This window comes from Streptomyces sp. MH60 (genome assembly GCF_002939385.1).
Classification (GTDB): domain Bacteria; phylum Actinomycetota; class Actinomycetes; order Streptomycetales; family Streptomycetaceae; genus Streptomyces.
The window spans coordinates 1-11,218 of sequence record NZ_MULI01000081.1; the positions used below are offsets into that span (position 1 = coordinate 1).

The window sequence follows — 11,218 nt, forward strand, 5'->3', positions numbered from 1 at the left end:
GCCGCCGTGCGCCCGGTCCGGAGCGAGCAGCACCGCCGTCACACCCGCGCCCCGCCGGGCCAGCCGCGCGCCCGCGTACAGGGCGTCGCCGCCGTTGTCGCCACTGCCGACCAGCAGCACCACCCGGCTGCCGTAGACCCGCCCGGCCACCCGGCCCAGCACCTGGGCGCAGGCGGCGGCCAGCCCCGCCGCGGCCCGTTGCATCAGCGCCCCCTCCGGCAGCCGGGCCATCAGCTCCCGTTCGGCGTTCCTGACCGTTTCCACGCTGTACGCAGTCCGCATGCCGTCGAGTCTTCCCCGTACGCCGGGAACACGCACGGCCCGCCGCTCCCCGGAATCCGCGATGGGGGACAGTGGACCCATGACCGGCGGTGACGACGAGACGGCACAGGTGATGACCTCGCTCGGGGCCCGTCTGCGCGCCATCCGGCAGGCCCGCGGACTGACGCTGGCCCAGCTCGCCGCCGTCACCGGCGTCTCCGTGAGCACCCTGTCCCGGCTGGAGTCGGGGCAGCGCGAGCCGGGACTGCGGCACCTGCTGCCGCTGGCCCGGGCGCACCGGCTGCCCCTGGACGAACTCGTCGGCTCGCGCACCGGCGACCCCCGCGTCCATCCCCGGCCCTTCACCCGGCACGGACAGACGTGGGTCCCGCTCACCCGGAACCCGAACGACGGCCTGCACGCCTACAAGCAGATCCTCCCCGCCCCGGCCACCCCGCGGACCGAGTGGACGCCCCGGCCCGAACAGGGGTCGCACGAGGGCCACGAGTGGCTCTACGTCCTCTCCGGCCGCCTGCTCCTCGCCCTCGGCGAGCACGACCTGGTCCTGACGGCGGGGGAGACGGCGGAGTTCGACACCCGCGTCCCGCACGGCATCGCCAACGCCGGGGACCAGCCCGTCGAGTGGATCGCCCTGTACGGAGCACAGGGCGAGCGCATGCACATCCGGGTCCGCCCGACCGGCGACTGACCGCACCGCGGGCGCCGGTCCCCGGAGGCCGGCCCCCGGGCGCCGTACGGCGGCTCACTCCGCGGGCCCGGGCCCGGAACGCCCGACCGGGCCGCCGCCGCCCTGCTTTCGCGTCCGGAGCCACGGACCGGGCCGCCGCCGTCCTTCTTTCGCGTCCGGAGCCGACCTGATCCAGGCGACACCCCCTAGCCCTCCGCGATCACCACCGCCGACGCGATCCCCGCGTCGTGGCTCAGCGAGACGTGCCACGACGCCACGCCCAGCTCCGCCGCCCGCGCCGCCACCGTCCCGGAGACCCGCAGCCGCGGCTGCCCGCTGTCCTCGACGTACACCTCGGCGTCCGTCCACAGCAGCCCCGCAGGCGCGCCGAGCGCCTTGGCCAGCGCCTCCTTCGCCGCGAAGCGGGCGGCGAGCGAGGCGATGCCCCGGCGCCCGCCGCCCGGCAGCAGCAACTCGCTCTCCAGGAAGAGCCGCGCCGCAAGGGCCGGTGTGCGCTCCAGCGACGCCCCGAACCGCTCGACCTCGGCCACGTCGATCCCGACCCCGATGATGCTCATGCCCGGCACCCTAACGACTGCGGGGCGGGGGCGGCCGGGTGCTCTGAGAGACTAGGGGGCACGATGAGTGAGACAGCTGCTCGGCGGGACGCGGTACTGCGCGCCCGGGCCGAGATCGACCTGGCCGCCCTGCGGGCCAACGTCCGCGCCCTGCGCGAACGGGCCCCCGGCGCGGCCCTCATGGCCGTCGTCAAGGCGGACGCCTACGGGCACGGCGCCCTACCCTGCGCCCGCGCCGCCGTCCAGGCGGGCGCGACCTGGCTCGGCACCGCCACCCCGCAGGAGGCCCTCGCCCTGCGGGCCGCGGAGGCCGGACTGCCGGACGACGTACGCGTCATGTGCTGGCTCTGGACGCCCGGCGGGCCCTGGCGGGAGGCCGTCGAGGCCCGTCTCGACGTGTCCGTCAGCGCACTGTGGGCCATGGAGGAGGTCGTCGATGCGGCACGGGCGGCCGGGGTACCCGCGCGCGTGCAGCTCAAGGCGGACACCGGGCTCGGCCGCAACGGCTGCCAGCCCGGCGAGGACTGGGAGGAACTGGTCGGCGCCGCCCTGCGCGCCGAGGAGGAGGGGCTGCTGCGGGTCACCGGGCTCTGGTCCCACTTCGCCTGCGCCGACGAGCCCGGCCACCCCTCCATCGCCGCGCAGCTCACCCGCTTCCGGGAGATGACGGCGTACGCCGAGGGGCAGGGCCTGCGCCCCGAGGTGCGGCACATCGCCAACTCGCCGGCCACCCTCACCCTCCCCGACGCCCACTTCGACCTCGTACGGCCCGGCATCGCGATGTACGGCGTCTCGCCCAGCCCCGAGATCGGCACCCCGGCCGACTTCGGACTGCGCCCGGTGATGACGCTGGCCGCCTCGCTGGCCCTGGTCAAGCAGGTCCCCGGCGACCACGGCGTCAGCTACGGGCACCACTACACCACCCCCGGCGAGACCACCCTCGGCCTCGTCCCGCTCGGCTACGCGGACGGCGTCCCGCGCCACGCCTCCTCCACCGGCCCCGTCCTGGTCGACGGCAAGTGGCGCACGGTCGCGGGGCGGATCGCGATGGACCAGTTCGTCGTCGACCTGGGCGGGGACCGGCCCGAGCCGGGCGCCGAGGCGGTGCTGTTCGGGCCCGGCGACCGCGGCGAGCCCACCGCCGAGGACTGGGCCCAGGCGGCGGGCACCATCGCGTACGAGATCGTCACCCGGATCGGAAGCCGCGTCCCGCGCGTCTACGTCAACGAGTGACCGGTCCGCGGCGACGCGCGTCCAGGTGAAACAGCGATCGGCAGCGGGTAGGCGCAGAGCGGCCCGGTGAACCCGGCGAACCCGGTGAAGAGGAGCGGTTACGTGAGCGAGAGCAGCGGGGAGGCCGTCGTGGCGGCCGTCGCCTCCGCCACGGAGGCCGCCACCGAGGCCGCCGCGGGCGGCTGGCGCCGGGCGACCGGCGTCGCCGGGGTCGCGATAGGCGTGGTCGCGGCGGGTGCCGCGGCCGGCGTGGCGATAGAACGGCTCACCGTCGGCCGCGGGATGCGCCGCAAGGCCCGCCTCGCCCTCGACTCGGCGGGCCCGTACGGCGGACTGCGCGGCACCCCCGGCAGGGCGTACGCCGAGGACGGCACCGAGCTGTACTACGAGGTCGACGACCCCGACCCGGAGGCCGAGGCCGACCGCGCCCCGCGCCGCAGGCGGCTGTTCGGCCGCAAGGCGCCCGCGCCCGTCACCGTCGTCTTCAGCCACGGCTACTGCCTCAACCAGGACTCCTGGCACTTCCAGCGGGCGGCCCTCAGGGGAGTCGTCCGCACCGTCTACTGGGACCAGCGCAGCCACGGCCGGTCCGGGCGGGGCGTGGCCCAGACGCGGGACGACCGGCCGGTCAGCATCGATGAGCTGGGCCGCGATCTGAAGGCCGTCATCGACGCGGCCGCACCCGAGGGCCCGATCGTGCTCGTCGGGCACTCCATGGGCGGCATGACCATGATGGCGCTGGCCGACGCCTTCCCCGACCTGATCAGCGAGCGCGTCGCCGCCGTCGCCCTCGTCGGTACGTCGTCCGGGCGGCTCGGCGAGGTCAACTTCGGGCTTCCGGTGGCCGGCGTCAACGCGGTGCGGCGGGTGCTGCCGGGCGTGCTCAAGGCGCTGGGGCAGCGGGCCGAGCTGGTGGAGCGGGGACGGCGGGCGACGGCCGACCTGTTCGCCGGGATCATCAAGCGGTACTCGTTCGCGTCCCGGGACGTGGACCCGGCCGTGGCCCGGTTCGCCGAGCGGATGATCGAGTCGACGCCGATCGACGTCGTCGCCGAGTTCTACCCGGCCTTCAACGACCACGACAAGACCGAGGCCCTCGCCCACTTCGCCGGGCTCCCGGTCCTGGTCCTGGCCGGAGTGCGGGACCTGGTGACGCCGAGCGAGCACAGCGAGGCGATCGCCGGTCTGCTGCCGGACGCCGAGCTGGTGCTCGTCCCGGACGCGGGGCACCTGGTGATGCTGGAACACCCCGAGCTGGTCACCGACCGCCTCGCCGACCTGCTCGCCCGCGCGGGCGCCGTGCCGGCAGCGGCTACCGTGGACGGCTATGGAAGCACCAGCAGCAGCGCGGGGCCCGGCTGAGCCCTCCGGTCCCTCCTCCGCCCCGTCCCCCGGCGTCGCGTCCCCCGGCGTCGAGATCACCGTCACCTCGCCCGAGCAGATGCGGGACCTGGGCCGCAGGCTCGCCGGGCTGCTGCGCGCCGGTGACCTGGTCATGCTCAGCGGGGAGCTGGGCGCGGGCAAGACGACGCTGACCCGGGGGCTCGGCGAGGGCCTCGACGTGCGGGGCGCCGTGACCTCCCCGACCTTCGTGATCGCCCGGGTGCACCCGCCGCTCGGCGACGGTCCGCCGCTCGTCCACGTGGACGCCTACCGGCTGTCCGGCGGCCTGGACGAGATGGAGGACCTCGACCTCGACGTCTCCCTGTCCGACTCGGTGATCGTGGTCGAGTGGGGCGAGGGCAAGGTCGAGGAGCTGACCGAGGACCGGCTGCGGGTCCGTATCGACCGGGCCGTCGGCGACACCACCGACGAGGTGCGGCACGTGACGGTGACCGGCCTCGGCGAGCGCTGGGCCACGGCGGACGTGAGCGTCCTCGCCGGCTGAGCCGCCCGGCGGGGCCCTCCCGCGGGATTTTCCGACAGGTCGTCGGCAAAAGATTGCGCTCGGGGACTCGCGCGTGGTCACATGGTACTCAGTTCGTAGTTAGGCATGCCTTACTGCGCCCGCCCCCGAGCTCCAGGAGGCGTCCATGTCGTCCACGTCCCAGGCCCAGCCCCAGGGCCGCCCCGGGCCCCGGCCGTCCGCGCCCGCCGGGGTGTCGATGCGGGACCTGCTCGCCTCCTGCGCCGCCGCGACGGCGGTCTCGACGCCGCCGCGCGCCCCCGAGCCCGAGGCGTACCGACCGGTCCGCGACCAGCGAGGCCACCGCGAGCACCGCGAGGCCGCCTGACACCCGCGGGAGCCGTCCGCTCCACCGGCCTCGCGCGCCCGCGCGTCGTCAGGGGACGACGACGACCTGCCGTCCGATCGTCGCGAACCTCCACATCGCGTCGCCGTCCGCGCGCGACTCGCGGATGCCGCCGGTGGGCCGGTCCGGCGCGGGCCGGGCCGTCGAGCCGTCGACCGCCGCGCTGAACCCGATGGCCACGCCCTGGGCGCCGGCGAAGCGCACCACGTGCTCGACCGGGATGCCGTCGGACCCGGTGATCCGGTTGGACCGGGACGTGACCGTGTAGGCGCCCGGGGTCGGATCGACCGTGCTGGGCGTGACCTCGAAGGTGCGCCGCACCTCGTTCCCGGGGCCGACCAGCCACACGCGGTCGTCGTCCACCGAGTACACCACCCGTTCACCCGTTCCGGACAGCGCGGGCAGGGCGTCGGGGTGCCGCCGGTCGCGCGGCGCCTTGGCGGGGCCCGGGGCGGGGCTGCTGGTCGCACGGGTCCGGCCGAGGTCGTCCGGGACGCTGACGGACGCCTGGTGGGCGAGGACGCCGATGGTCACGAGGGCCGCCGTGGTGAGGCCGGTGACGATACCGGCGCTGCTGCTTGCCACTGGCGACCACCTCGTCGTCGTACTCGTGCGTCCTGCGTGCCGATACCCCCGGGCGACGGTAGCAGTACGTGAGCGGGTGAACGCGGTGCGCGACACGGGGCGGCCGGGTCGCGCCGGTCGAGCGCACCCGGGTTGTCCACAGGGCGTCCGACGCGGGGCGCGCGGCGCCGTAGGCTGTTTGCGTGCTCTTGCTCGCTCTGGATACCGCCACGCCCGCCGTCACCGTCGCGCTGCACGACGGTACGGACGTCATCGCCTCGTCGAGCCAGGTCGACGCCCGTCGGCACGGTGAGCTGCTGCTGCCCGCCCTCGACCGGGTGCTCGCGGAGGCCGGCCTGCGGCTCGACGCCGTCACCGGCATCGTCGCCGGTACCGGCCCCGGCCCGTACACGGGGCTGCGCGTCGGCCTGATGACCGCGGACGCCTTCGGGCTCGCGCTCGGCGTGCCCGTGCACGGTGTGTGCACGCTGGACGGCCTCGCCTTCGCCGCCGACCTGGAGGGCCCCTTCGTGGTGGCGACCGACGCCCGCCGCAAAGAGGTCTACTGGGCGCGGTACGCCGACTCCCGCACCCGGCTCACCGACCCGGCCGTCGACCGGCCCGCCGACCTCGCGGACCAGGTGGCCGGGCTCCCGGCCGTCGGCGCGGGCGCGCTGCTGTACCCGGACACCTTCCCCCGGGCGCACGAGCCGGAGCATGTGTCCGCCGCCGCCCTGGCCCGGCTGGCCGCCGAGAAGCTGGCGGCGGGGGAGGAGCTGCCCGCGCCCCGGCCGCTGTACCTGCGCCGGCCCGACGCCCAGGTCCCCAAGAACTACAAGGTGGTCACCCCCAAGTGACCGAGCCAGCCACTGCCGAGTCCGCGTCCGCCGCGCTGCGTGAGATGCGCTGGTGGGACATCGACCCCGTGCTGCGCATGGAGCGGGAGCTGTTCCCGGAGGACGCCTGGTCGCGCGGGATGTTCTGGTCCGAGCTGGCGCACGCGCGCGGGCCCGGGGCGACCCGGCGCTACCTCGTCGCCGAGGAGGAGGGCCGCCTCGTCGGCTACGCGGGCCTGGTCACCTCCGGGGAGCAGGCCGACGTGCAGACCATCGCCGTCGCCCGCGACCACTGGGGCACCGGCCTCGGGGCGCGGCTGCTGACCGAGCTGCTCCGCGCGGCGACCGACTTCGAGTGCACCGAGGTGCTCCTCGAGTGCCGGGTGGACAACACGCGTGCCCAGCGCCTCTACGAGCGCTTCGGCTTCGAGCCCATCGGCTTCAGACGCGGCTACTACCAGCCGGGGAACGTGGACGCCCTGGTGATGCGCCTGACCGACCCGTCCACCTCCGTACCGGGAACCGAACGAGGAACCGAGAACCATGGCTGACTCACGCGACGAGCCTCTCGTGCTGGGGATCGAGACCTCCTGCGACGAGACCGGCGTCGGTGTCGTACGCGGCACCACCCTGCTGGCCGACGCCGTCGCGTCCAGCGTCGACGAGCACGCCCGCTTCGGCGGCGTCGTGCCGGAGGTGGCGAGCCGCGCCCACCTGGAGGCGATGGTGCCGACCATCGAGCGCGCCCTCAAGGAGGCGGGGGTGAACGCCCGCGACCTCGACGGCATCGCCGTCACCGCCGGACCCGGCCTCGCGGGAGCCCTGCTGGTCGGCGTCTCGGCGGCCAAGGCGTACGCCTACGCGCTCGGCAAGCCGCTGTACGGCGTCAACCACCTCGCCTCGCACATCTGCGTCGACCAGCTCGAACACGGTGCGCTGCCCGAGCCGACGATGGCGCTGCTGGTCTCCGGCGGGCACTCCTCGCTGCTCCTCTCCACGGACATCACCTCCGACGTCCGCCCGCTGGGCGCCACCATCGACGACGCGGCCGGCGAGGCCTTCGACAAGATCGCCCGGGTGCTGAACCTGGGCTTCCCGGGCGGCCCGGTCATCGACCGGTACGCGCGCGAGGGCGACCCGGCCGCGATCGCCTTCCCGCGCGGTCTGACCGGCCCGCGCGACCCGGCGTACGACTTCTCCTTCTCCGGTCTCAAGACGGCCGTGGCCCGCTGGATCGAGGCCAAGCGGGCGGCGGGGGAGGAGGTGCCGGTGCGTGACGTGTCGGCGTCCTTCCAGGAGGCGGTCGTGGACGTGCTGACCCGCAAGGCCGTGCGGGCCTGCAAGGACGAGGGCGTCGACCATCTGATGATCGGCGGCGGCGTGGCCGCCAACTCCCGGCTGCGGGCGCTGGCCCAGGAGCGCTGCGAGGCGGCCGGTATCCGGCTGCGGGTGCCGCGTCCCAAGCTGTGCACGGACAACGGCGCGATGGTCGCCGCGCTCGGCGCCGAGATGGTCGCCCGGAACCGGGCCGCCTCCGACTGGGACCTCTCGGCCGACTCCTCCCTCCCGGTGACCGACCCGCACGTGCCGGGACAGGGCCACGCACACGGCCACCACGGCCACGATCACGTCCACGAAGTGAGCAAGGAGAACCTGTACTCGTGACCGTCGCGCTGATGTGGGAGGCGCGGGCCGTGCCCGGCCGGGGCGGCGAGCTGCTGGCCTGGGCGCGGCGCCAGGAGCTGCCGCTGCCGCCGCTGCGCCGCGAGACCCTGCGCGCCCCGCAGGACCGCGTCCTCGTCATCACCTGGTGGGACGCCGCGTACGACGCCGAACTCCCGGAGCTGCCCGAACCGGACGACGGTCTGGTGGCGCGGGCGGTGCACCGTTGGCGGTTCGAGTCGGTCGAGTCCGTCGAGTCGGTCGAGTCCGTCGAGGGTGATGACGGCCGGACCGAATGATTCGGCGTCTGTGTCGAATGTTCCGATGGGCGTCGGTTCGCCGACCCCTTCGTCAGGTGGCCTCATGGGGTTACGATCGCCGCCATGACATCCCCGCAGCCCGCTGAAACCCGGACGCAAAAGCGGTCCGCCCAGACCGCGACCCTCGCCGAGATCGCGCGTGAGGCCGGTGTGTCGGCGCCGACTGTTTCGAAGGTGCTCAACGGGCGCGCCGACGTCGCCCCCTCGACCCGGGCCCGCGTCGAGGAACTGCTCCGCGTCCACGGCTACCGGCGCAGGCGTGCCGAGTCGACCCGCTCGCCGCTGATCGACCTGGTCTTCCACGAGTTGGAGAGCGCCTGGGCGATGGAGGTCATCCGGGGCGTGGAGAACGTGGCCAGGGACACCGGGCTCAGTGTCGTGCTCTCCGAGAGCGCGGGCCGCCTCACCCCCGGCCGGACCTGGGCCGACCAGGTCGCCGCCCGCCGCCCGCACGGCGTGATCCTCGTCCTGTCCGGCCTCGACGAGTCCCAGCGGGCCCTGCTCACCAGCCGCTCCATCCCGTTCGTGGTGATGGACCCGGCCGGCGACCCGGGCGCCGACGTGCCGTCCATCGGCGCCACCAACTGGCAGGGCGGTCTCGCCGCCACCCGGCACCTGGTCGACCTCGGCCACACCCGCATCGGCGCCATCAGCGGACCCACCCGCATGATGTGCAGCCGCGCCCGCGTCGACGGCTACCGGGCGGCCCTGGAGACGGCGGGGCTGCCGGTCGACCCCGGTCTGATCGTGACCGGCGACTTCCACCACGAGGCCGGCTACCGCCAGGGCCTGGAACTGCTGCGCCGCCCGGACCGGCCGACCGCCGTCTTCGCCGGCAACGACCTCCAGGCGCTCGGGCTGTACGAGGCCGCCCGCGAACTGGGGCTGCGCATCCCGCACGACCTGAGCGTGGTCGGGTTCGACGACCTGCCGGTGGCCCGCTGGGTGGGGCCGCCGCTGACGACCGTACGGCAGCCGCTGATGGAGATGGCCGAGGCGGCGGCCCGGCTCGTCCTGGACCTCGGACGGGACGACGGCTCCTCGACGGCGACCCGCGTGGAGCTGGCCACCAGCCTGGAGGTGCGCAGCAGTACGGCGCCGCCCCGGGAGGGATAAGCCGCCAGTCTGAGAATTTCCGCAGAAGCCCGACCCACCCGTTCCAGTTTCAATAATTCGGACTTATGTTCCTTCCGGCGGGGCATCCGGGGTGGGACGCGGACGGGACGGGCGGGGCGGGGGCTGACGCATGGCGGCACGGGGCGGACAGGACGGCCGGAGCGGCCGCCGCACAGGGGTGAAGGTGGCCGGCCTGGCCCTGGCCGGTTCCCTGCTGCTCGGCGCCGGGGCGGCGGGCTGGGCCTACTGGCACCTCAACGGCAACATCACAGGCGTCGACATCGACAGCGCGCTCGGGGACGACCGCCCCGCGCGGCCGGTCACCGTCCCCTCCGCCTCGCCCTCCGCGTCCCCGGTGCCCACCGGCGCCCTGAACCTCCTCGTCCTCGGCTCCGACTCGCGCGACGGCGAGGAGAACCGGGAACTCGGCGGCGGCGACAGCGGGGGCGCCCGCTCGGACACCGCGATGGTCGTCCACCTCGACGCGGGCCGCACCGCCGCCACCGTCGTCAGCATCCCGCGCGACACGCTCGTCGAGCGGCCCTCCTGCCCGCTGCCGTCCGGCGGTACGACCAGGGCGGCAAGCGGCGCGATGTTCAACACGGCCTACGAACTGGGCGGGCCGGTCTGCGCCGTCAAGACCGTCGAGGTGCTCACCGGCGTGCGCATGGACCACTACGTCGAGGTCGACTTCTCCGGCTTCGCCGACCTGGTCGACGCGCTCGGCGGGGTCACGGTCACCACGGACGTCGACATCGACGACGACAAGAGCCACCTGCACCTGGAGGCAGGCACCCACCACCTCGACGGCACCGAGGCCCTCGGCCTGGCCCGCACCCGGTACGGGCTGGCGGGCGGCAGCGACCTCGCCCGGATAGAGCTCCAGCACAAGCTCGTCAAGGCGCTCCTGGAGCGGGTCTCCGCCACCGACCTGCTCACCGACCCCGCACGCCTCTACCAGGTCGCCGACGCCCTCACCGGCAGCCTCACCACCGACACCGGCCTGGACTCGCTGGGCGAGCTGATGAACCTGGGCCGCAGCCTCGGGGACCTGGACGCGGCCGACGTGCGCACCCTGACGATGCCGGTGCTGCCCGCGCCGTCCGACCCCAACCGGGTGGTGGCCGACCAGCCGGACGCCGCTGACCTGTGGGAATCGCTGCGCTGAGAAGGTCCCGGGGAAATCCTCGGGGGAATCCCGGGAAAAATCCGGGGGAATCCCGCCGCGGGTGTCGATCCACGGGCCGCCCGTTCGACACAGGGGTGAGAGACCGGGGAGAAGCCCCGGCCACCGGACCACCCGAGGAGCCACCATGCCCCGCTACCTGTCGCTGATCCGCATCGAGGAGTCCGACGCCCTTTCCGGCGGCCCCAGCCCCGAGCTGATCCAGCGGATGGAGAAGCTGATGGAGGAGATGACCAAGGCGGGCGTCCTGCTCGACACGGCCGGTCTGACCCCCACCGCCCAGGGCACCCGCGTCCACTACGAGGGCGGACAGCTCTCCGTGACCGACGGGCCCTTCACCGAGACCAAGGAGGTCATCGGCGGCTACTCCCTCCTCCAGGCCAAGGACCGGGCCGAGGCGATCGAGTGGACCAAGCGCTTCCTGAAGGTGCACGAGGAGTACTGGACGGTGACCTGCGAGGTGCGGGAGCTGATGGAGGGCTGAGCGACCGAGGGCGGACCGAGTCCCGTTTTGCCCCGGCG

General features: G+C 74.5%; 15 protein-coding genes. 12 read left to right on the top strand and 3 right to left on the bottom strand.

All coding sequences use genetic code 11. The annotated features are described in order from the left end of the window. On the bottom strand, positions 1-282 hold a 282-nt coding region (locus BZZ08_RS32150), incomplete at its 3' end, for an NAD(P)H-hydrate epimerase (protein ID WP_274543301.1). A 79-nt stretch (positions 283-361) separates the two neighbouring features. Between BZZ08_RS32150 and BZZ08_RS32155 the strand changes: the two genes are divergently transcribed. Beyond that, on the top strand, positions 362-970 hold the full coding sequence (locus tag BZZ08_RS32155; RefSeq protein WP_104635727.1) for a helix-turn-helix domain-containing protein: 609 nt from the start codon (positions 362-364) through the stop codon (positions 968-970). Positions 971-1,155: 185 nt separating this feature from the next. Here the strand turns inward: BZZ08_RS32155 and BZZ08_RS32160 are convergent, their stop codons facing one another. Continuing rightward, positions 1,156-1,527: a holo-ACP synthase gene (locus tag BZZ08_RS32160; RefSeq protein WP_104635728.1), complete on the bottom strand. Its 372-nt coding sequence runs from the start codon at positions 1,525-1,527 to the stop codon at positions 1,156-1,158. Between the two features lie 63 nt (positions 1,528-1,590). Between BZZ08_RS32160 and alr the strand changes: the two genes are divergently transcribed. From alr to BZZ08_RS32180, 4 genes are all read left to right on the top strand, one after another. Further along, the gene (gene alr / locus BZZ08_RS32165) at positions 1,591-2,760 is read left to right on the top strand and encodes an alanine racemase (RefSeq protein WP_104635729.1); all 1,170 of its coding nucleotides are present in this window, start codon (positions 1,591-1,593) and stop codon (positions 2,758-2,760) included. Between the two features lie 102 nt (positions 2,761-2,862). After that, positions 2,863-4,122, top strand: a complete 1,260-nt coding sequence (locus BZZ08_RS32170; RefSeq protein WP_198601815.1) for an alpha/beta fold hydrolase — start codon at positions 2,863-2,865, stop codon at positions 4,120-4,122. Beyond that, complete coding sequence (tsaE, locus tag BZZ08_RS32175; protein ID WP_446750282.1) at positions 4,088-4,648, top strand: tRNA (adenosine(37)-N6)-threonylcarbamoyltransferase complex ATPase subunit type 1 TsaE; 561 nt, start codon at positions 4,088-4,090, stop codon at positions 4,646-4,648. Before BZZ08_RS32170 ends, tsaE begins: the two co-directional genes overlap by 35 nt. Before the next feature lie 145 nt (positions 4,649-4,793). Then, positions 4,794-4,994, top strand: a complete 201-nt coding sequence (locus tag BZZ08_RS32180; protein ID WP_104635730.1) for a hypothetical protein — start codon at positions 4,794-4,796, stop codon at positions 4,992-4,994. Positions 4,995-5,042: 48 nt separating this feature from the next. Here BZZ08_RS32180 and BZZ08_RS32185 read toward each other — a convergent pair whose 3' ends face one another. After that, positions 5,043-5,597, bottom strand: a complete 555-nt coding sequence (locus tag BZZ08_RS32185) for a hypothetical protein (protein ID WP_104635731.1) — start codon at positions 5,595-5,597, stop codon at positions 5,043-5,045. A 182-nt stretch (positions 5,598-5,779) separates the two neighbouring features. Between BZZ08_RS32185 and tsaB the strand changes: the two genes are divergently transcribed. The 7 genes from tsaB to BZZ08_RS32220 all read left to right on the top strand — a co-directional run bounded on the left by tsaB (position 5,780) and on the right by BZZ08_RS32220 (position 11,180). Further along, on the top strand, positions 5,780-6,433 hold the full coding sequence (tsaB, locus tag BZZ08_RS32190) for a tRNA (adenosine(37)-N6)-threonylcarbamoyltransferase complex dimerization subunit type 1 TsaB (protein ID WP_104635732.1): 654 nt from the start codon (positions 5,780-5,782) through the stop codon (positions 6,431-6,433). Then, positions 6,430-6,963: a ribosomal protein S18-alanine N-acetyltransferase gene (gene rimI / locus BZZ08_RS32195; RefSeq protein WP_104635733.1), complete on the top strand. Its 534-nt coding sequence runs from the start codon at positions 6,430-6,432 to the stop codon at positions 6,961-6,963. The genes tsaB and rimI overlap by 4 nt, the downstream gene beginning before the upstream one ends. Next, positions 6,956-8,077, top strand: a complete 1,122-nt coding sequence (gene tsaD / locus BZZ08_RS32200) for a tRNA (adenosine(37)-N6)-threonylcarbamoyltransferase complex transferase subunit TsaD (RefSeq protein WP_104635734.1) — start codon at positions 6,956-6,958, stop codon at positions 8,075-8,077. The genes rimI and tsaD overlap by 8 nt, the downstream gene beginning before the upstream one ends. After that, on the top strand, positions 8,074-8,373 hold the full coding sequence (locus BZZ08_RS32205) for a hypothetical protein (RefSeq protein WP_104635735.1): 300 nt from the start codon (positions 8,074-8,076) through the stop codon (positions 8,371-8,373). Before tsaD ends, BZZ08_RS32205 begins: the two co-directional genes overlap by 4 nt. Before the next feature lie 84 nt (positions 8,374-8,457). Then, positions 8,458-9,510 carry a LacI family DNA-binding transcriptional regulator gene (locus BZZ08_RS32210; protein ID WP_059300049.1) on the top strand — a complete coding sequence of 351 codons (1,053 nt, stop codon included), beginning with the start codon at positions 8,458-8,460 and terminating at the stop codon, positions 9,508-9,510. A 130-nt stretch (positions 9,511-9,640) separates the two neighbouring features. Further along, a complete protein-coding gene (locus BZZ08_RS32215) occupies positions 9,641-10,678 on the top strand; it encodes an LCP family protein (protein WP_104635736.1) in 1,038 nt (345 codons plus the stop codon). A 145-nt stretch (positions 10,679-10,823) separates the two neighbouring features. Beyond that, positions 10,824-11,180, top strand: a complete 357-nt coding sequence (locus BZZ08_RS32220) for a YciI family protein (RefSeq protein ID WP_104635737.1) — start codon at positions 10,824-10,826, stop codon at positions 11,178-11,180. Positions 11,181-11,218: the final 38 nt, after the last annotated feature.